We start from the raw sequence: 17,458 nt of genomic DNA on the forward strand, positions 1-17,458 counted from the left end.
TCACTCACTCGAACGGTGTCGTCCGCGTCGGTTTCCCCTGTGCGTACCGGATCCAGCGCCGCATGTGTCGACCGACGGCCCAGAACAGTACGACAGTCATCGCCAGTAGCGCCGACAGGAAGACGATTCCAAGCCGTATCGGTTCCTCAGTCGGGAGGCCGATGAGCAACACGATTGTCCCGACAAGTGCCATCTCGACACCGCATCGCAGTCCGGGCAACAGGAACCCCGGTGTCGGCGTGTTCGTTCCCGATGAATCCTCTGCCATGCGCCCCCGTATGCTATCGGGACGATTGTAGTTTGTGCCCGCTCTCCGGGTCAAACTGAAAGCCACAGCCCACAGCAATCAAGCACTCCGATTCCGATAAATAGCCCTGACCGTGCCTTTTTCGCAGCCCAGACCCACGCTCCAGTATGAAACAGTCTCTCACTCGCCGGGCGATGCTGGGAGCCCTCGGGACAGCTGTCGCGGCCACGGCTGGCTGTCAGAGTCCCGGGACAGACAGCACCTCTGGCGGTGACACCGGGGATCAGTCAGGGTCGGCCGACGCACTCGCACAGTCAGACAGTGTCTACACCGACGTGTACCGGGCGGTAGCCGATGCCGTCGTCTCAATCAGGGTGTACGCCGAAGACGCCCGTGGTGGGCAGGGGAGCGGCTTCCTCATCGATGACGAGCATATCGTCACGAACGAACACGTCGTCGCGGGCGGAGACGAATACTACGTCCGCTTCGCAGACACCGGCTGGCGCTCCGCCTCCGTGGTCGGTGCGGACGTGTACAGCGACCTTGCGGTCCTCCGTGTCGGTGCGACGCCGACCGTGACACCACTCTCGTTTGCCAAGACTGAGCCCACCGTCGGGACCGAAGTCGTCGCTATCGGGAACCCGTTCGGGCTGTCCGGGTCAGTGTCTGCGGGTATCGTCAGCGGCGTCGACCGCACGCTCCAGAGCGCGAACAACTTCTCCATCGCAGACGCGGTCCAGACCGACGCCCCCGTCAACCCAGGCAACAGCGGCGGACCATTGGTCACGCTAGACGGCGACGTACTCGGCGTCATCAATTCGGGCGGCGGCGACAACGTCGCATTCGCCATCTCGGCCCCGCTGACTCAGCGTGTCGTGCCGTCGCTCATCCAGACCGGCGACTACGATCACTCGTATATGGGTGTTGGCCTCCGGGGCGTGTCGCCCCGACTCGCCGAGGCAAACGACCTAGACCCGGCCTCTGGCGTGTACATCGACAGCATCCTTGAGGGCGGCCCGGCGGCGGGCGTTCTGCAGGGAAGTGACGGGGAGACGATGATTTCGGGGGCGGCGATTCCCACTGGCGGTGACGTGGTCAGGCAGATGGGCGACACCCCGACGCCGACGCGACAGGCGCTCGGAAGCTTCCTCGCACTGGAGACCAGTCCCGGCGAGACGGTCGACGTTCTGGTCGAGCGCGACGGGGCACAGGAGACAGTCGCACTCACGCTCGGAACCAGACCAGAGCCGTAGGCCGGTTCAGCGGTTGTGGCAGCGCGCGTCACTACGTTCGGAACCAACCCTGTCCGCGACGCCTGCGACCGGCGGTGAGATACCCGACGACGGCAGCCAGCGGAAGTGTCACCGGGAGTCCCGCGACCAGCAGTCCGATACCTGTACTGCCATCCGCGAGTGTGTAGATGGTAACGCCGGCCGCAGTAACGACGAATAAGTCAGCGACGGTCGCCAGCGCGGCTAGTCGAAGGCGAACCGCGCGCTCGGAGACCGTACCCGCGGCCGCCAGGTCGCGGTACCACAGCAGGACGTAGCCGGCAAACAGCGCCGTCAGACCGGCTGAAACGCCCACAGGGAACCCGATGAGCAGCGAGAACTCTATCCCCGGTTCGAAGCCGGCGGTCACTGCGACGGTTGTGACTGCGAACACGAGTGCACCGAGAAGCAAGGCAACGACGATTCGGACGTGCGTGTTCATACGTATCAGCTTGACGACTCAATATAAATAGCCCATCGCCGCCACGAAGCAGTTCGTCGGGCGGCGCTTCGTACAGCGGCCAGTTCCTTCCACCGGCCGGCTTACTCTAACGGCTCGGCAGCGTCCTGTTCGACCAGCGGGTCAGCGTTGTCGGCTGGCAGCGTCACCACGTCGTCGGTCGAGAGGTCGTACTCGCGCTGGTCGACGCCGAATATCTCGCCCACGTCGTCCGTAATGCGCACCGTTCGTCGGTCCACGTCGGCGGCCCCGGACGTATCAGAACCGCCTGGTGACTGCCGGCCGCCGTCGGCCTGTGTCGGGTCCGTTCCCGGTTCGGGGTCGGACTCAGCGCCGGCTTCGGCCGGTGGGACCGGAACGTCGTCTTCGGCCGGCACGTCCGCCGGGTTGGACTGTCCGGCGGCAGTGGGATTGCTGTCCGTGTCTAGCTCGGGCGGCGGCGTCGGTGGGTCGGAGTCCGCCGCTGGCGGCGACTGGTCTCCGCCGCTGCCCATCATGTCAGCCGCGTCGACGCCCGAGTCCGGTGTCGATACCGGCTCGGACTCATTGGCTGCCGGTTCGTTCGCCGTCTGGTGTGGCTCCGGATCGGGGGCCTGTCGCTCATCGGATTTCGGCTCGTCGCCGACCGCGCCGGTCGGGGCCTCGCCGGCGATCACGTCAAGGACGTGACCCCGATTGGATTCGATAGCATCGACCATCGTTTCGAACAGGTCCCGCTCCTCCCGCGTGAGGCCGTCGTCCTCGGTCGGCATGTCCGCCGCGGCCAGTGACGCCATCTTGACTATCTTGCCGACGCGGCGCTCGTAGACGGCCTCGACAGTCTGTTCGGCGGTCTTGATGTCGTCGGTCAGGCGGTTGACCTCGGGGGAGTCGAACGGGTCCTCGGCGCGCTCGGCCGCGCGCTCGCGCTCGGTCCGGAGCTGTTGAATGAACTGTCCGGCGTCCTCGTAGAACGTCTCGCGCAGCTGCTGAAGCTGATCTGTCTGGCGTTCGCGCGATTGGACGGACTGGAGCTCGTCTACGTTCATTCCTTCCCCTTCTCGGCACGCCCGCGGGCCATGAGAAACACGCCCACGTGCTCTGGTACAGTCTGATTACCCGCCTCCAGTGTAAAGCTATCGCCATCCAGTTCGACAAGCCCGCCGTCGGTCACCTCGACGGTGATGTCGTGACCTCGGAACGTCTCCGGGACGGGGTCGACCAGCGGGTCGAACGCGTCGAGGTCCTCGCGGTCGATACGCTGGACTTCCAGCCCGCTGCCGCCGTGTAGCGAGCCAGGCAGGCGGATGAGTCGGTTCGTGTCCGTTGTCACCGGCTCGTCTATCGGCGCGTTGTCCGCCGCGACGACCTCGTGGAGCAGAATCTTCGCCAACTGGTAGAACGCCGGATGCACGTCGATGTTGCCGGCCTCCAGTTGCTCGTAGTTCGACCGGGCGGCGTTCAGCGCCGCCGTCGCCTTCCCCTCGCCGATGCCGTCGTACTCCTGCAGTCGGTCCAGCGCGTCGGCCTCCTCCATCGCTAGCAGGTCGTCGACGACGGCGAGCATGTGGCGGTGGGCGCGAGCGCTCCAGCCGCCTTCCGTCGAGAGCGTCCGCTTCTGGGCCGGGCTGGACCGGCCAGCCGTGCCGGCGACGGCCTCCTCGTCGACGAGTTCGTCGAACTCCAGCCCGATGCCGCGGACGTAGTCGACGATTTCCCGGCGCGCGTCCCGTTCGAGGTGGCGGATGCGCTCGTCGCGGACGTGGACGTGGTAGCCGCGACCGCCGGAGAAGACGACCGTCAGGTCCTCGAAGCCGAAGTCGTCCTCCAGGAAGTCGAGCAGCCGCAACAGCGCGTCCTTGCACTTTTCGAGCATCTCGGCGTAGCTGTCCTCGCCCAGCACGACGCTGGGCAGGTGGTCGGCGTCGAGGTCGAACACGAGGTCCGAGGAGCGCCAGCCCTTGTCCGACATCGTGGAGGCGCTCGGTTCGTCGTAGCGGCCCGCGGAGAAGTAGACGTGGCGGGGCTTCCGCCGGCCGAGGAAGTCCTCAATTTCGCCGAGGTCCAGCAGCGAGCGATGGCGGACCATCGTCTCGCCGGGGCCCTCAGTCCACGGGATGAACCCCCATTCGCGTTCGTTTGCGGCCGGCGGCGGCGTTACGGATGCCTGGCGGTAGTGGTCGCCGAACCGGCCACGGAGGTACGCGCGGGTCCGCTCTTCCATCGGCTACCTGCTTGGGGAGGTCCCTTGAAAAGCGTTCGCTTAACCGCGCAGGAACTTCGACAGTTTGTCCGTAATCGAGTCCTCTCCAAGTTTGAGGTAGTATGCGTCGCCGCCGTCCTCGTAGTAGTTGTCGATGCGCCGTGTAATCTCGAAGCCGATGTGTTTGTAGAAGCCGAGTGCCTCCCGATTCGTCGCCCGGGCGTGGCAGGTCACGCTGCCGTAGTCCTCGGCGACGCGAGCGACGAGTCGCTTGCCGAAGCCGTGGCCCCTGTACTCGTCGTCGACTGCGAGAAAGAGAATGTAGCCGTCGCGTCGAACTGCGGCGAAGCCGATGAGGCGGTCTCTGGAGCGGTCGATGTAGAGATAGGTGGTCGACCGTCGGTAGGCATCACGAAAGAACCCCCGTCGCTGCCGGAGGACGCCGTCAGCCTCGCGGATGTCCTCCTTGAGCCGCCACGCCGCGTCGACGTGTTCGTCGTCCCCGCGTTCGACGATCTGTGTCTCGATATTGACGCTCACTGCCGTATAAGTAGTAGAGGCGTGGATATAATTCCACCGCCTACAGAGAGGGGTATCTCAACGCCCAGCGCCGCGAACCGGACGAACAGGGTTAGGTGGATAGCACACGAATTCTTAGGTATGGACACACGCGTACCGAGTTTTATCGGCACCGCCGTCCTCGCGCTCGCTCTCCTGTCGCGACCCGTGGCGGCACACGTCGACTACGTGACAGACGGGCCGGGCGAGGCTCTTGACGCGGTGGCGTTTGCGATATCCGTGCTGTCTAATCCGGTGAACGCGGCGGTTTTCGGCGTCTCGGGCGTGGCCGTGACTGTCGGCCTCGTAGCGTATCTCCGGGTCCGGCCGACGATTGCGGACATCGTCATCCTCCGGGACGTACTCGTCGGCTACGCGGACCTCGTCCCGTGGATGCTCCGACTCAGCGTTGGACTGCCACTCGTCGGTGCCGGTTTTCAGGGGTATCTGTTCGCCCCGACAGTGACGTTTGACCCCGCCACGAGCCCGGCTGTCCGCATCCTGTTCATCGGGTTGGGTTTCACGCTCTTGTTCGGACTCGCGACCCGTATCGTCACGGCGGTCGGGCTAATGACCTACGGCTGGGCGCTGAGCGTCGACCTCGGCGTCATTCTCGCTATGGAGTACGTGCCGGCGTTTCTGGCGCTATTGATTCTTGGCGGTGGTCGCCCGAGCGCGGACCATATGCTCCAGCAGGTCGCCAGCACTGACGGGACCTACTACGGCCGCGTCGACCCGGTCCACTACCTCAAGGCTTTTCTCGACTCGGCGACGGCACCGTACCGCGAGTACGTCCCGGTCATCGTCCGGATCGGCATGGGTGTGACGTTCATCTATCTCGGACTGTTCCAGAAGCTCGCCGAACCCGGTCAGGCGCTTTTGGTCGTAGAAAAGTACGACCTCACTGCCGTCGTCCCCGTCGACCCCGGGATGTGGGTGCTCGGGGCCGGCCTGACCGAGATGCTGGTCGGACTGGTGTTGATACTCGGCTTCATGACTCGCGGGGCCGCGGCCGTGTCCTTTGTCCTGTTTACCACGACGCTGTTCGGACTCCCGGACGACCCGGTACTCGCGCACATCACGCTGTTCGGGATGGCCTCGGCGGTGTTCACGATGGGTGCTGGGCCGCTCTCGTTCGATGACTGGTTCGGTCGGCCGGCACAGAGCGACCGGGAGACCGTCGTGTCGGCTGACTGAGCAGGCCACAGCAGTCCCGCAGGTCAGTTCGCGCCGTCCCACTGGTCCAACTGAGTCCGATTCCCGCTCGCGTTGTGGTATATCGTGATCGTGTCACGAGCGCCAACGCGCCGCCCATAGGCGTTGCCGCTGCTCAACTGTGCGATATCGCCCGGGCCGATCATCGCGTCGGGCTCGCGGCTCGCCACTTGGGCCCAGGTGACTGTCTGGCTCGGCCCTTCGAATTCGACGTTCCCGGCTTCGAACTCGTCGCCGCGTTCGTGTGTGACGATGAGCAGTTCGTTGTCCTCGACGTAGTCGTAGCTGAAGTTCGCCTGCGGGCCGCCGCCGTCATCGTCCTCGATGACGAGGACGTTCAGCCCGACAATCGCCGTCACGAGTAGCGTCATCCCGACGAGTACGGCGACGCCGATGCCCTCTGTCATCCCGACCGTGTCAGTGCTGAGCCGTCCCATAGGCGTCTATCACCCCTAATGTGAGACGGCGTTAAATGCTGTTCGACGGCGAGGGGAAGACACATATCGGTCCAACTCACAGCCACCGGTATGATAGACGAGACTGTCGAGGAGATCTCGGAGATGCAGACCCACAGTTCCTCCGTGGTCGCAGTCAAAGCTGCCCAGGCACTCCGGGACCTGACTGACAGGGAGTACCCGACGGTCGAGGATTACCTCCGCTCGCTCGACCGGAACAGCAGCGCCCTCCGACGAGCGAACCCCTCGCATGCCTCCCTCCATACGACCCAGCACCGGATCGTGAACACCGTCTCAGATGCGGAGCCCGACGACGTGGCGGCCGCCAAGGAACTGACGAACGAGGCTATCGACGACGTTATCGACTCTGTAGAGTCGTCGAAAGACCGCGCCGCGGCACGCGCCGTGTCGGAGATTGCCGATGACGACGTGCTGTTGACACATGACTTCTCCTCGACGGTCCTTGCGGCCATCGACGATGCTATCGAAGCCGGTCACAGCTTCGAGGTGTACGTTACGGAGTCACGACCGCGCTTCCTCGGCCGAAAGATGACGCGCCATCTCTCCGACCGGGACGGGGTTGACGTGACGCTCATCGTCGACAGCGCCGCCGGCCACTTCATGTCAGAGGTCGATCGCGTGCTCGTCGGCATGGACTGCATCGTCGACGACACGCTGTACAACCGCATCGGCACGTATCCGATTGTGACGGCGGCGGCGGACAACGACGTTCCGGTAACGGTGGTCGGGGCTGCCGCGAAATACGTCGACGGGGCCTTCGCCTTCGAGAACGAGATTCGGTCGCCGTCGGAAGTACTCCGGGAGCCCGCAGACGGATTCGAGGTCGCAAACCCGGCCTACGACGCGACGCCGACGCAGCTGCTGGATACGGTCGTCACTGACGACGGGATCCACGAGTACTGAGACGGGGCGCTGTACGTTCGTTCGAGAGCCAGCAGGGCGGGTTCTAGTACCGAAAAGCGAGGTCGAAGATTCTTGTTGCTGGCAGTGAAGAAGCCACGTATGGACGACACTGCCCTCCTCCGCCAGACGATCCGTCGGTGTACCGCGGTACTTGTTGTAACGCTTGCCACTGTTGGAGTGAGCCTGCAGAGTGCCTCAGAAGCGAGCTACTTGCTCATACTGGCCACTGGCGCAGTGGTGTATCTCGCTGCTGAGTTCATCAGGGTGAATCCGACTGCTGAGAACGCCAGTCATTCCTCCTCGACAGAGGATGAGAGGTAAGTACGCAGTCTACCGCTGCTGGACGACAGCGTCACAGTCCGGACACCGGAGCTCCAAACTGTTCTCGGTTGCTTTGGCTGTCCAGTCGCCAGTCACTGCGCTCTCGTGCCCACAGTCGGGACAGAACAGCGATGTCTTGGACCGTGTCTGAGGTGGTGGGTCTGAATCGACCGCACTGGTCGTGTAGATTTCGGTGGAGGTCATCAAAGAAAAGAATGCGCTGTAGGCTGAAAAATGTGTCGGCAGAATGTTTGATTGTTCACGCACGATGTGGAATTACCATAGTTTAAATTCCCCGAATTGTGGATATTTGTTCCAGATATTGCCTTTTACATGTACATTCGGTCATCTAGGAACTGCTCGGAATCGGCCGCCTCCATCCGCTCTGCGAGCGCCTGGTAGTGGGCTTCGATGTTCGCGGCGAAGGCTTCCAGCGGCCCGGTGTCGATGTCGATTGCGTGGGCCGCTCCCAGCGCGGTGAGCAGTCTGATTGCGGCGGCCGCGTCGGGCGCTTGCGGGTGAGTCGGCGTCGTAAACACGCCGGTCGGAAACGACTCATCAATGCCTCGCGCGACTAGCTCCGCACTCAGTCCATCGAGAAATCCGTTCCCCATCGGCCTGATGTCGGTGTCGTCGAGATACGAGTCCCGGTACGCTGGCGTTGCGATGTAGAACGGAACGTGGTCTTCCGGGCCGTGTGCGACGGGAGCGCCGGTGAGCATCGTCATGTTCGAAGCATCTAGTTTTCTCCCAGCAGTCGTGATTGCCGCGGCGAGCGCTCCAGCCTGGGCCGGCGGTACGAACCGCTCACCCACGACGACGGCAAACGACGCTGCCTCGTCCGCGTACAGCCGCGTGTGGTGTCTCGGGGTCCCGTTCTCGAAGGGCGTGATGAACGGCGGTTCCGTCGTCCGCAGGTGGCCGACCTTGTGCATCGAGTCTTGGTCGGCGAGATAATCGACGGCGGTGAGGCCAGCCAGCCCGTACTCAGAGACACCGATTACCAGCGTATCGACCGGTTGCCGGTCATCTGAGAGGACCACCGAAATGTCATCGGAAGACATAGTCGGTCAGTCGGAGTGCGAGGGCTAAGTAGTTCGGGAGGGGAATCCTTTTCTCGTGGCGGGGTTGAATCCCTGGCATGCGTTTTGGCCCTGTCTGGCCGTTGCAGACGCCCACTCCGACGCCGACCGAAGCCGCGACGGAAGTGGCGACAGAAGTGGCGACTGACATCGGTGGGTTGCTCCCGTTCTCGATTCCGGTGTGGGTGGCGAACATCGGGCGGTCTCTGATTGTCATCGGGCTGGCAATCGTTGTCTCCCGTCTTCTCGTCCGTCTTCTCGGTCGACGCGTCGCTCGGCAGTTCCGGCGGCCGAGCCTCACCCGGACGGTTCTGCGCGGCATCCGTGTCAGCGTGTACGTCTTCGCGTTGCTGACTATTCTGAACATCTACGGCCTCCAACTGGGTGACATCGCCCTCTCGGTCACCGTGTTCACGGCCGTGGTCGGTGTCGTGCTCGCCCCGATCCTTGGCAGCTATATCTCTGGGGTGTTCCTGCTGGCCGACCAGCCCTACGAAATCGGTGATATGATCGAACTCGCCGACACTGGCCAGCAAGGGTTCGTCGAGGACATCACGCTCAGACACACGAAGGTGTTCACCCTCGACAACACGTTTCTCGTCATCCCCAACGGGGAGATCCGCCAGCGGGATGTCGTCAACTACTCCGCGGAGGACTCACGGACGCGGCTGTCCCTCGATGTGCTGGTCACCTACGAAAGCGACATCGCTGTCGCGCGGACTCTTATCGAAGCGGCGGCCCGGGAAGTGGACAACGTCATCTCCGGCGGGCCGGACATCCGCGTCGGTGCGGCCCGATATCCCGCCTCGCCGACAGTGTATATCAACAATTTCGCCGACCACGGCGTGTTGCTGACACTCCGGTACTGGGTGACCGAACCGTACAAACTGCTCGCTGTCCGTTCGAAGGTCCAGACAAACGTCTGGCAGCGGCTCGAAGATGCAGACGTCGAGATCGCCTATCCCCACTCGCACCTGTACTTCGACGACACCAGCGGTGAAATGAACGTCTCACTCAATAACGGGTTTGATGCCATAGACGGCATTGACCGGACCCGTACGGCCACCGGTGACTCACCCGTCCCACCCCATCAGGACCCTGATGACCTCGCCGACGAGTGACGGCTAGACTGGGCATCCGGCTCGACGGTGACGATTTCGCAGTCGAGTTCCTCGCGGAGGAACTGTTCGACATCGGGGTCGTCGACCAGCCGGCGGATCATCTGTCGCCAGCGACTCGCCTGTTTGCTCCCGATGACGACGATGTCGGCGTCCTGTGCGGCGACCTCGTCGAGAATAGTCTCTTCGACGAGCATCCCCGACCGGACGACGTACCGCGTCCGCGGGACGTGGCCGAACGACTGCTCGACGGCACGTTTGAGTTCTGTCCGGTCGACACGGTGGCTGTTCTGGTATAGGTTTACATGCAGGACGGTGAGGTCCGCGTCTTCCTCGTCGGCGATCTGAATGGCCTCCGCGAGCGTGGCTCGGGAGTTCTCCGAGAGCGGGTATCTGACCGGGACGACGACCTGTGGCATCGGCCGAACGTACCGTGCCGAGGTTTAAATCGCTAGCGGCGAGTGAGTCTCCCATCGACCGCCGGGTCGATGTCCGTCTCGCGGACGTAGTCGGCCAGCGCTTCGTACTGTACGTCGGCGACGCTGACCCGGTGGGACTCGGTGAGGACCGGAAACTCCAGCTCGGTGTAGTAGAGGTAGTTACTCGTCGCGAGCGTGTAGGTCTCGTCGTCGCGGACCGGCTCTCCGTCGACCCGCAGTCGCTCGATGGTTTGTGTCTCATCGTTCCAGATCAGTTCGACGCCGCTGAAATGAGCGTGCCACCAGCTCTGGTCGCCGAACGCGACCTGTTGTCCGCTTCCCTGTCGACACAGCGTCCGGAGCTCCGCGCCCGTCAGTTCGGCGACAGTCAGCGGTTCCTCGAACGGAACGACAGAAATCATATCGGCGACCGTCAGCGCCCCATCGAGCGGAACCGTGTCGTTCCGGAGACCGCCGCTGTTCTGGAGGGCCACATCTGCGCCCGTCGCCCACCGGTACGCGTCCGCGACGAGGTTGCCGAGCCGACACTCGCCGCCGTAGGTCGTCGCCTGCCGTCGGTCGAGAGGCTCGGCGACATGCCCAACGACTTCGTCCAGTCCAGCTGCGGAGAGTCTGTCCTCGATAGCTGCCGCGAGTCGGGCGTCGACAGGGCCGTCGGCGGCCTCGCGGAACTGCGCAGTCGGTTTCGGCCCGGTGAGGTCCACCTCGACAACGGCCTGGCCGTTGGCTCCGGGTCTGGTGAGCAACGTCCCGGCGACGCGGTCGATACGGCGCTCGTGGACGTGCCCGCCGAGGATTACGTCTACGTCGCAAGCGCAGGCCAGTTTCTCGTCAGCCCGCCCCAGGTGTGAGAGCACGACGACGACGGCCGCCCCGTCGTTCCGAAGCGCTGTGGCCGCTTCGCTGACGGCCTCGACAGGGTCGGTGAACGTCAGCGTCGTCGCCTGTGGATTAGCCGAGGCCGTGTCCGGGCTGGTGACGCCGACGAAACCGACCTGCACTCCGTCGACGGCCCGACTCGCCCACGGTCGGGTCACCCGTCGAGCGAACCGCTCGCCGTCCTGTTCGACGTTCGCAGTCAGCCACGTCTGTGGCGACCGTGCCATAATCGCCCGCGTCGCATCGAGTCCGTGGTCAAAATCGTGGTTGCCCAGCGTCTCGAACGCGGGCGTCAGCGCGGTAAAGAGGTCGAGCGACTGCTCGCCGTCGGTGACCAGCGACAGCACCCCCGGACCGGTGTTGTCCCCGGTGCCGACCACCAGCGCATCCGAGCCATCAGCGGCGGCCACTGTCCCCGCGAATCGACCGATTCGCTCGGGTGTGTCGTACGCTTTCTCCACGTCAGAGTATTGAATCAGCCGGGGACTCACACCCACAGTGCAGGGGAACCAGTCACTAATGGTTTCCGCAGTGATTTAGCCGCTGGCCTGTCATGATCACGTATGGACGCACTCGACGGTCCTGACGGGGAGACACTGTATGTCGACCGCAGCGACGGCGACATCGGCACGAAAGGCGCGTTTTACGTCGTCTACCGCGACGCCGACCGCGAGCGGCGCTGGGGCTATTTCTGTAGCAACTGCGAGACGTTCAACAACGCGATGGATTCGATGGGGCGCATCCGCTGTAACGACTGCTCGAACCTCCGCAAGGCCGAGGAGTGGGACGCCGCCCACGAGTGACAGCGGACCCGGGCGACCGGACTGTTTTCCCTTCTGACCGCCTCGGTGAGTCGGACAGTCGCTCAGAGAACCGGTCCCCTGCCAGTACCGATCCACCCGCTCAGCGCAGCCGCCGTCTGTCCCAGTGAACTGTCAGCTAGGTGGCTAGTGGGAACGTTTATGTGATAGCCAATGATACTAACTCTCAGATGGGGGCCGTTACCACATCACTCGACGAGCAGGCCCGGTCGATATTCGACGACCTCGGATACACCGTGTCGCGCACTGGCACCGAACTGCGAGCGGAACACGACTGGCGGGTCGTCACGGTCTCAGTGCTCGACTCGCAGGACCCAATACCAGAGAGCGGCGATCTGCGCTGTTTCGTCACACGCACTGGCGAGGCAACACACCTCAGCCGCCGTCTCAATCGGCTAGACGTATCATATGACTGGGCCGTCATTGAAATCACCGAAGATGGCGACTACGAGGTGGTTCGTCACCCCGACGACACAGCCATGTCGGCTGACGCCAACACTTAGGAGTCTCTCCGTTCACCATCCGGCGTGCAAGTCGGTGTCATCAATCGAGCACTCGAACAGCTAGTCACGAACGTCGTCGACGCACTCCCGCGGCTTATAACCGCGTTCGTCTTTCTCGCCATCGCTGCAGTCGGCATCAAGGCAATCATGTTCGTCGTCCAGGCCGTTCTGAAGCGGTCGCTGCCCGGCGAATCACCCGTGTACCGACAGTTTCTGTCGGTGATCGTACTCGTGTTTCTGTGGTTCGGCGTGGCGCTCTCGTTCCTCTCTATCGTCGGCCTGACCGCCATCGCCGCATCTCTCGGAACGGCGACCGGATTCCTCGCACTTGGCGTCTCGTACGCGCTCTCGGAGATGATAAAGGACGCCGTCGCGGGCGTCTATCTCCTCCGCGACCCCGACTTCAACCCCGGTGACACGGTCAAAGCCGGCGACACCACCGGCGAGGTGGCCGCCATCGAACTCCGGAAGACGCGGTTCCGTGTCGACGGTGACACCGTCGTCAGAGCTAACGCGGCCATCGAAGAACGCTGGACGAAAGTCAGCGCCGAGTCCTGAACGAGGGCGAGTCCCGCGCTACCCGTTCACACGAGGTGTTTAAGCCTCTCGCCATCATATTCGGTGTATGTTCGTCGGGCATGCGCTGTTTGCGTTCGCCCTCGGAGCCCTCGCCGCGTGGTGGCTTGGACTCTCGCGCGAGCGAGCGGTCCAGTTGGGCGTCGTGGCCGGCCTGTTCGCCGCAACTCCCGACGTTGACATCGTCTACGCCCCCTTCGGACTCCTCGTCGGGGCTGCCGAGAACCTGACAGCGGACGGCTTCTGGGAGACAGCGAACGTCGTCCACCGCGGGCCGACACACTCGCTCGTGCTGGGGGTCGTACTCGCCGCCGCGGCCGGCCTCTGGGCAAGTAACTCTCGGACTGGCCGAGCCCTCGTGCTGGCCATCGGCGTCGCACTGACTGTTCTCACGGGCACACTTAGCGGTCCCGTCGCAGGACTCGTGACGCTCGTATTCATCGTAGCCGTGCTTGGTGTCGCCACAGTCGCACAGTCACGCGACATCAGTTCCCGGACGGTGGCCGGGCTGGCCCTACTGGGACTGCTTACCCACCCGTTCGGTGACCTCTTTACTGGCGGCCCGCCCCCGTTCTTCTACCCCTTCGACGTGAGCCTCGTCGCCGAGCGGGTGATACTCCACCCCGACCCGACGACGCACCTCCTGGCGGCGTTCGCCATCGAACTCGCGACGGTGTGGCTCGCCGTGTGGACGTACGCCCACCTCCGCGGATACGTGCTGACCGAACTCGTCCGTCCCCGGGCAGCGCTGGGAATTGGCTACGGGGCAGCTGTCCTGTTCTTGCCCGCACCGACGCTCGAAAAGTCGGCACACTTCGTGTTCAGCGTCCTCGCGCTGGGCGTCGTCGGTGCACCGACTCGGCCCTTCAGTGACGGTGTCGACTGGCTGGAGACAGTCGTGACGGGGCTGGCAGCGGTGACCATCGCCGCACTCGCGTACGCCATGGCATATGGGGCTGTCTGAAACAGTCCCCGCCGATATCGGTCGATAGGGTTTTTCCAGTCCGGGCTCACCAGACAATATGAGCCGAGACGTGGCGCGGTTGCTCCGGGACAGGCGCGTCAACGCCCTCGCGGCGTGGTGCATCGTCGCTATGCTGGCGGCCGTTTCGGTGACAAGTGCCGTTCAGGCCGACCTGTTGTGGGCCGGATTCGCGGCGGCCGTTGCGGCGCTGGCGCTGTTTCCGCCGGTTCTATTGCGCAACCGGGACGCCATGCTCCCCTGGGAAATCCTCTTGCTTGCGGCGTCGCCCGTCGTTGGCCGTCTGTTTGCAACGCTCTCGATGACCGGCAATCTCGCGACCTACCTCTCGGTTGCCGCCATCGCGCTCATCCTCGCCGTCGAACTCCAGCTCTTTACGCCCGTCCGGATGACGCCCCGGTTCGCCGTCGTCTTCGTCGCCATAACCACGATGGCTACCGCCGGCGTCTGGGCCGTCGTCCGCTGGGTAGCCGACCAGTTTCTCGGGACCACCTTCATCCTCGATCCGACGGTGTCCGAACACGTCATCGAGGAAGCGGTGATGTGGGAGTTCGTCGCGTCGACTATCGCCGGCATCGGTGCCGGCGTGGTTTTCGCGTACTACGTCCGCCGGCAGGCCGGGATCAGCCGCGTCCCCGAGGAGGTCCAGTCGGACGTATGAGGGTCCGTGACCGCTTCAGCATCAGCACAGCGACACAGCAACGGCTTTCGCGAGCCCTGTCACTCGCACTCATCGGCCTGCTTGCGGTTGGGATCGAGCGAGGCAACGTCGGTATCATCGTCAATTCGGGCGTCGCCATCCTCGTCACGCAACTCCCGGCGCTGCTGGAACGGGACTACGGCATCGCGCTCGACCCAGCATTGACTCTGTGGATCACCTCAGCGGCGTTCTTCCATGCACTCGGGACCGTTGGTCTCCCGGGGGCCGAGGAGAACTTCTATGTCACCATCTGGTGGTGGGACCACTTCACCCACGCTCTCTCGTCGTCGGTCGTCGCCGCGGTCGGGTACACGACGGTTCGCGCGCTCGACGAACACACCGATGAGATCTCGATTCCCCCGCGGTTCATGTTCGTGTTCCTCCTCCTGTTCGTGATGGCATTCGGCGTCTTCTGGGAGGTTATCGAGTTCTCGATCAGCCTCGCCGCGTCGGCGACCGGGAACGACACGATTCTGACACAGTTCGGGCTCAGCGACACGATGCTCGATCTCGTTTTCGATGGTATCGGCGCCATTATTGTGGCTATCTGGGGGACCGCACATCTCACCGACGCTGTCGGTCACGTCGAGGCACTGTTGAACCGCCAGTCGCAGTGACCTGTCCGTACTTTTATCACATCGGTGTGTGAACAAATGTCACGAAGATGGTTTTCAAAAAGATCACACTCATCGGAACCAGTTCGGAAAGCTTCGATAAAGCCGCCGACGACGCCATCGAGCGCGCGGAGGCGACACTGGACAATCTCAAATGGGTCGAAGTGGAAGAACTCGGCGTCGAAATCGCCAGCGTCGAAGGTCGCGAGTATCAGGCCGAGGTCGTCGTAGCGTTCGAACTCGAAGAGTAGCTACGTCCGGAAGGACTCGCCACAGCCGCATTCGCTGACCACGTTCGGGTTCTGGACGTGGAACCCGGCCCCTTGCAGGCCGCCCTCATAGTCGAGTACTGACCCTTCGATGTAGTCGATACTGGCGTCGTCGACGAACACGCGAAGCCCGTTGCGCTCGAACACTTCGTCGTCGTCTTCCGGTTCGTGTTCGAACCGCATCCCGTATGAGAGGCCGGCGCAACCGCCCTGTTGGACGTACAGGCGGAGCCCGGACTCCTCGACGTCCATGCCTTCGCTTTCGAGAAGGTCCAGTGCCTCTCCCGCTGCCTGCTCGGTGACGGCTACGTCCTCGCCCCCGAGGTTCGGGTCGCCGTCGTCCGCTGTGCTGCTCATACACAAGTATCCACGCCCGAACGTGTTAACAGTGACGCCGGTGGAACACCGTGGCAAGCGTCAGAGACGGACGGCCACCGGGAACCGCGTTACTCCTCGAACCGTTTGCGGACGCTCTGGGCGTGGGCTTCCAGCCCTTCGGCTTCGGCGAGGGTTGTAATCGTGTCCGAAATATCGTCCAGCGAGTCCTTCGAGAGTCGCTGGACCGTCGTCGACCGGACGAACGTGTCCACGGAGAGGCCGCCGGAGACTCGTGCGCTGCCGCCGGTCGGCAGGACGTGGTTCGTCCCGGTCGCGTAATCGCCGGCCGCAACAGGGCTGTACGGGCCGAGGAACACGGACCCGGCGGAGGGAATCCGTTCGAGGAGCGATTCGTCGTCGGCGGCCTGAATCGAGAGGTGCTCGGCGGCGTACTCCTCGGCGAAGAGGACAGCCTCGCTCATCGAGCGAGCGAGGAGGACGCCGGACGCGTCGTTGTCCAGCGCGGCGCGGATGACCGCCTCGCGCTCCCGGCCGTCGGCCTGCTCGTCAACGGCCTCGACGACTTGCTCGGCGAGGGTCTCGTCGTCGGTGACGGCGACGACGGAGGCGTTCTCGTCGTGTTCGGCCTGTGCGACGAGGTCCGCTGCGACCAGTTCCGGGTCCGCGTCGCCGTCGGCGACGACCATAACCTCGGAGGGGCCGGCGAGGAAGTCGATGGCAACGTCGCCACGGACCTCGGCCTTCGCCGCCGTGACCCAGCGGTTGCCGGGGCCAACGACAATGTCGGTCGCGCTGACGGTTTCAGTCCCGTAGGCGAGCGCCGCGATGGCCTGTGCGCCGCCGACCTGATAGACGGCGTCGGCTCCGGCGACGTGGATAGCCGCCAGCGTGACGGGATTGACCTCCTCGGCCGGCGGGGTGGCGACGGCGACGTGCTCGACGCCGGCGACTTTCGCCGGGATGACACCCATCAGCACGCTCGAAGGGTAGGCCGCTGTGCCGCCGGGCGCATACACACCAGCGCTATCGAGCGGCCGGTACCGACGGCCGAGTTCCCGTCCGTCGAAGTCGTCGCGCCAGTCTTCGGGGACCTGTCGCTCGTGGAACGCGCGGATGTTCGCCGCGGCGTCCTCGATGGCCGCGCGCACGTCGTCGTCGACCTCCTCGTAGGCTCGCTCGGCGGCGTCCGTGACGTCGATATTGCCCACCGAGACATCGTCGAACTCCTCGGCGAAGCGCCGCAACGCCACGTCACCCTCCTCGTGGACCTGCGAGACAATATCCCTGACATCGTCTCTAACGGCGTCGACACCGGCGTCGCGGTCGAAGAAAGCGGCCCGTTCGTCGGGACCTAAGTCGGCTATCGGCCGTACGTTCATACGCCTGGTTCGGGACGGGGCAAAAAACGGGTTTCCCTTCGTCGGCCGGGGGCGGCCGCGAGCGCGGCGTGGGGGAGACGCGCCGCGTCCCGTCGACCTCTCGTCACCGTTTTCCGACACTCG

At 64.1% G+C, this 17,458-nt stretch carries 24 protein-coding genes; 12 read left to right on the forward strand and 12 right to left on the reverse strand.

All coding sequences use genetic code 11. From position 1 onward, the window contains the following. Nucleotides 1-4 precede the first annotated feature (4 nt). Nucleotides 5-268: a hypothetical protein gene (locus DVK00_RS08440; protein WP_053968458.1), complete on the reverse strand. Its 264-nt coding sequence runs from the start codon at nt 266-268 to the stop codon at nt 5-7. A gap of 146 nt (nt 269-414) precedes the next feature. On the opposite strand from DVK00_RS08440, the gene DVK00_RS08445 reads away from it, so the two are divergent. After that, a complete protein-coding gene (locus tag DVK00_RS08445; RefSeq protein ID WP_121577573.1) occupies nt 415-1,500 on the forward strand; it encodes a S1C family serine protease in 1,086 nt (361 codons plus the stop codon). A gap of 31 nt (nt 1,501-1,531) precedes the next feature. Here DVK00_RS08445 and DVK00_RS08450 read toward each other — a convergent pair whose 3' ends face one another. The 4 genes from DVK00_RS08450 to DVK00_RS08465 form a co-directional block, all read right to left on the reverse strand. Continuing rightward, complete coding sequence (locus DVK00_RS08450) at nt 1,532-1,960, reverse strand: hypothetical protein (protein ID WP_101349678.1); 429 nt, start codon at nt 1,958-1,960, stop codon at nt 1,532-1,534. Nucleotides 1,961-2,061: 101 nt separating this feature from the next. After that, nucleotides 2,062-3,006 (reverse strand): DNA replication complex GINS family protein, encoded by a 945-nt coding sequence (locus tag DVK00_RS08455; protein ID WP_121577574.1) that lies wholly within the window; start codon nt 3,004-3,006, stop codon nt 2,062-2,064. Further along, complete coding sequence (priS, locus tag DVK00_RS08460) at nt 3,003-4,181, reverse strand: DNA primase small subunit PriS (RefSeq protein WP_121577575.1); 1,179 nt, start codon at nt 4,179-4,181, stop codon at nt 3,003-3,005. Before priS ends, DVK00_RS08455 begins: the two co-directional genes overlap by 4 nt. 39 nt (nt 4,182-4,220) lie before the next feature. After that, the gene (locus DVK00_RS08465) at nt 4,221-4,700 is read right to left on the reverse strand and encodes an N-acetyltransferase (protein WP_004516592.1); all 480 of its coding nucleotides are present in this window, start codon (nt 4,698-4,700) and stop codon (nt 4,221-4,223) included. A gap of 120 nt (nt 4,701-4,820) precedes the next feature. Between DVK00_RS08465 and DVK00_RS08470 the strand changes: the two genes are divergently transcribed. Further along, on the forward strand, nt 4,821-5,915 hold the full coding sequence (locus DVK00_RS08470; RefSeq protein WP_121577576.1) for a DoxX family protein: 1,095 nt from the start codon (nt 4,821-4,823) through the stop codon (nt 5,913-5,915). Between the two features lie 23 nt (nt 5,916-5,938). On the opposite strand, the gene DVK00_RS08475 is transcribed toward DVK00_RS08470, so the two are convergent. Then, the gene (locus DVK00_RS08475) at nt 5,939-6,370 is read right to left on the reverse strand and encodes a type IV pilin (protein ID WP_101349674.1); all 432 of its coding nucleotides are present in this window, start codon (nt 6,368-6,370) and stop codon (nt 5,939-5,941) included. Between the two features lie 90 nt (nt 6,371-6,460). Between DVK00_RS08475 and DVK00_RS08480 the strand changes: the two genes are divergently transcribed. Continuing rightward, nucleotides 6,461-7,312, forward strand: a complete 852-nt coding sequence (locus DVK00_RS08480) for a translation initiation factor eIF-2B (protein WP_121577577.1) — start codon at nt 6,461-6,463, stop codon at nt 7,310-7,312. Between the two features lie 99 nt (nt 7,313-7,411). Continuing rightward, nucleotides 7,412-7,633 (forward strand): hypothetical protein, encoded by a 222-nt coding sequence (locus DVK00_RS08485; RefSeq protein WP_121577578.1) that lies wholly within the window; start codon nt 7,412-7,414, stop codon nt 7,631-7,633. Between the two features lie 9 nt (nt 7,634-7,642). Here DVK00_RS08485 and DVK00_RS08490 read toward each other — a convergent pair whose 3' ends face one another. Together DVK00_RS08490 and DVK00_RS08495 are read right to left on the reverse strand one after the other, a co-directional pair. After that, complete coding sequence (locus tag DVK00_RS08490; RefSeq protein ID WP_101349671.1) at nt 7,643-7,837, reverse strand: hypothetical protein; 195 nt, start codon at nt 7,835-7,837, stop codon at nt 7,643-7,645. A 125-nt stretch (nt 7,838-7,962) separates the two neighbouring features. Next, nucleotides 7,963-8,697, reverse strand: a complete 735-nt coding sequence (locus DVK00_RS08495; protein ID WP_121577579.1) for a proteasome assembly chaperone family protein — start codon at nt 8,695-8,697, stop codon at nt 7,963-7,965. 77 nt (nt 8,698-8,774) lie between these two features. On the opposite strand from DVK00_RS08495, the gene DVK00_RS08500 reads away from it, so the two are divergent. Beyond that, the gene (locus DVK00_RS08500; RefSeq protein WP_121577580.1) at nt 8,775-9,836 is read left to right on the forward strand and encodes a mechanosensitive ion channel family protein; all 1,062 of its coding nucleotides are present in this window, start codon (nt 8,775-8,777) and stop codon (nt 9,834-9,836) included. Here DVK00_RS08500 and DVK00_RS08505 read toward each other — a convergent pair. Continuing rightward, on the reverse strand, nt 9,806-10,252 hold the full coding sequence (locus DVK00_RS08505; protein ID WP_101349668.1) for a universal stress protein: 447 nt from the start codon (nt 10,250-10,252) through the stop codon (nt 9,806-9,808). The genes DVK00_RS08500 and DVK00_RS08505 overlap by 31 nt on opposite strands. Before the next feature lie 32 nt (nt 10,253-10,284). Continuing rightward, nucleotides 10,285-11,643, reverse strand: a complete 1,359-nt coding sequence (locus DVK00_RS08510; RefSeq protein WP_121577581.1) for a bifunctional UDP-sugar hydrolase/5'-nucleotidase — start codon at nt 11,641-11,643, stop codon at nt 10,285-10,287. Between the two features lie 72 nt (nt 11,644-11,715). Between DVK00_RS08510 and DVK00_RS08515 the strand changes: the two genes are divergently transcribed. The 7 genes from DVK00_RS08515 to DVK00_RS08545 all read left to right on the forward strand — a co-directional run bounded on the left by DVK00_RS08515 (nt 11,716) and on the right by DVK00_RS08545 (nt 15,599). After that, nucleotides 11,716-11,955 carry a DUF5816 domain-containing protein gene (locus tag DVK00_RS08515; RefSeq protein WP_004516602.1) on the forward strand — a complete coding sequence of 80 codons (240 nt, stop codon included), beginning with the start codon at nt 11,716-11,718 and terminating at the stop codon, nt 11,953-11,955. 188 nt (nt 11,956-12,143) lie between these two features. Then, on the forward strand, nt 12,144-12,476 hold the full coding sequence (locus DVK00_RS08520; RefSeq protein ID WP_121577582.1) for a hypothetical protein: 333 nt from the start codon (nt 12,144-12,146) through the stop codon (nt 12,474-12,476). A gap of 24 nt (nt 12,477-12,500) precedes the next feature. Beyond that, nucleotides 12,501-13,034 carry a mechanosensitive ion channel domain-containing protein gene (locus tag DVK00_RS08525; protein ID WP_101349665.1) on the forward strand — a complete coding sequence of 178 codons (534 nt, stop codon included), beginning with the start codon at nt 12,501-12,503 and terminating at the stop codon, nt 13,032-13,034. A gap of 67 nt (nt 13,035-13,101) precedes the next feature. Further along, nucleotides 13,102-14,016 carry a metal-dependent hydrolase gene (locus DVK00_RS08530; protein ID WP_101349664.1) on the forward strand — a complete coding sequence of 305 codons (915 nt, stop codon included), beginning with the start codon at nt 13,102-13,104 and terminating at the stop codon, nt 14,014-14,016. Between the two features lie 58 nt (nt 14,017-14,074). Continuing rightward, entirely contained in the window at nt 14,075-14,695 is a 621-nt protein-coding gene (locus DVK00_RS08535; RefSeq protein ID WP_101349663.1) for a hypothetical protein, read from the forward strand. Beyond that, nucleotides 14,692-15,351 carry a hypothetical protein gene (locus tag DVK00_RS08540; RefSeq protein ID WP_101349662.1) on the forward strand — a complete coding sequence of 220 codons (660 nt, stop codon included), beginning with the start codon at nt 14,692-14,694 and terminating at the stop codon, nt 15,349-15,351. The genes DVK00_RS08535 and DVK00_RS08540 overlap by 4 nt, the downstream gene beginning before the upstream one ends. A gap of 47 nt (nt 15,352-15,398) precedes the next feature. Further along, on the forward strand, nt 15,399-15,599 hold the full coding sequence (locus DVK00_RS08545) for a dodecin (RefSeq protein ID WP_004516608.1): 201 nt from the start codon (nt 15,399-15,401) through the stop codon (nt 15,597-15,599). Here the strand turns inward: DVK00_RS08545 and DVK00_RS08550 are convergent, their stop codons facing one another. Both DVK00_RS08550 and hisD read right to left on the reverse strand, forming a co-directional pair. Next, nucleotides 15,600-15,974, reverse strand: a complete 375-nt coding sequence (locus tag DVK00_RS08550; RefSeq protein WP_053968479.1) for an iron-sulfur cluster assembly accessory protein — start codon at nt 15,972-15,974, stop codon at nt 15,600-15,602. 89 nt (nt 15,975-16,063) lie between these two features. Then, nucleotides 16,064-17,335 carry a histidinol dehydrogenase gene (gene hisD / locus DVK00_RS08555; RefSeq protein ID WP_101349661.1) on the reverse strand — a complete coding sequence of 424 codons (1,272 nt, stop codon included), beginning with the start codon at nt 17,333-17,335 and terminating at the stop codon, nt 16,064-16,066. Between the last annotated feature and the right edge of the window lie 123 nt (nt 17,336-17,458).

This window comes from Haloarcula sp. Atlit-47R, assembly GCF_003665985.1.
Taxonomy (GTDB): domain Archaea; phylum Halobacteriota; class Halobacteria; order Halobacteriales; family Haloarculaceae; genus Haloarcula; species Haloarcula taiwanensis.

Coding starts and splice junctions, on each gene's coding strand:
- DVK00_RS08495 (WP_121577579.1), bottom strand. CDS start 8,697: ATGTCTTCCGATGACATTTCGGTGGTCCTCTCAGATGACCGGCAACCG.
- DVK00_RS08440 (WP_053968458.1), bottom strand. CDS start 268: ATGGCAGAGGATTCATCGGGAACGAACACGCCGACACCGGGGTTCCTG.
- DVK00_RS08530 (WP_101349664.1), top strand. CDS start 13,102: ATGTTCGTCGGGCATGCGCTGTTTGCGTTCGCCCTCGGAGCCCTCGCC.
- DVK00_RS08535 (WP_101349663.1), top strand. CDS start 14,075: ATGAGCCGAGACGTGGCGCGGTTGCTCCGGGACAGGCGCGTCAACGCC.
- DVK00_RS08445 (WP_121577573.1), top strand. CDS start 415: ATGAAACAGTCTCTCACTCGCCGGGCGATGCTGGGAGCCCTCGGGACA.
- DVK00_RS08485 (WP_121577578.1), top strand. CDS start 7,412: ATGGACGACACTGCCCTCCTCCGCCAGACGATCCGTCGGTGTACCGCG.
- DVK00_RS08545 (WP_004516608.1), top strand. CDS start 15,399: ATGGTTTTCAAAAAGATCACACTCATCGGAACCAGTTCGGAAAGCTTC.
- hisD (WP_101349661.1), bottom strand. CDS start 17,335: ATGAACGTACGGCCGATAGCCGACTTAGGTCCCGACGAACGGGCCGCT.
- DVK00_RS08520 (WP_121577582.1), top strand. CDS start 12,144: ATGGGGGCCGTTACCACATCACTCGACGAGCAGGCCCGGTCGATATTC.
- DVK00_RS08550 (WP_053968479.1), bottom strand. CDS start 15,974: ATGAGCAGCACAGCGGACGACGGCGACCCGAACCTCGGGGGCGAGGAC.
- DVK00_RS08515 (WP_004516602.1), top strand. CDS start 11,716: ATGGACGCACTCGACGGTCCTGACGGGGAGACACTGTATGTCGACCGC.
- priS (WP_121577575.1), bottom strand. CDS start 4,181: ATGGAAGAGCGGACCCGCGCGTACCTCCGTGGCCGGTTCGGCGACCAC.
- DVK00_RS08500 (WP_121577580.1), top strand. CDS start 8,775: ATGCGTTTTGGCCCTGTCTGGCCGTTGCAGACGCCCACTCCGACGCCG.
- DVK00_RS08505 (WP_101349668.1), bottom strand. CDS start 10,252: ATGCCACAGGTCGTCGTCCCGGTCAGATACCCGCTCTCGGAGAACTCC.
- DVK00_RS08455 (WP_121577574.1), bottom strand. CDS start 3,006: ATGAACGTAGACGAGCTCCAGTCCGTCCAATCGCGCGAACGCCAGACA.
- DVK00_RS08475 (WP_101349674.1), bottom strand. CDS start 6,370: ATGGGACGGCTCAGCACTGACACGGTCGGGATGACAGAGGGCATCGGC.
- DVK00_RS08470 (WP_121577576.1), top strand. CDS start 4,821: ATGGACACACGCGTACCGAGTTTTATCGGCACCGCCGTCCTCGCGCTC.
- DVK00_RS08490 (WP_101349671.1), bottom strand. CDS start 7,837: ATGACCTCCACCGAAATCTACACGACCAGTGCGGTCGATTCAGACCCA.
- DVK00_RS08450 (WP_101349678.1), bottom strand. CDS start 1,960: ATGAACACGCACGTCCGAATCGTCGTTGCCTTGCTTCTCGGTGCACTC.
- DVK00_RS08540 (WP_101349662.1), top strand. CDS start 14,692: ATGAGGGTCCGTGACCGCTTCAGCATCAGCACAGCGACACAGCAACGG.
- DVK00_RS08480 (WP_121577577.1), top strand. CDS start 6,461: ATGATAGACGAGACTGTCGAGGAGATCTCGGAGATGCAGACCCACAGT.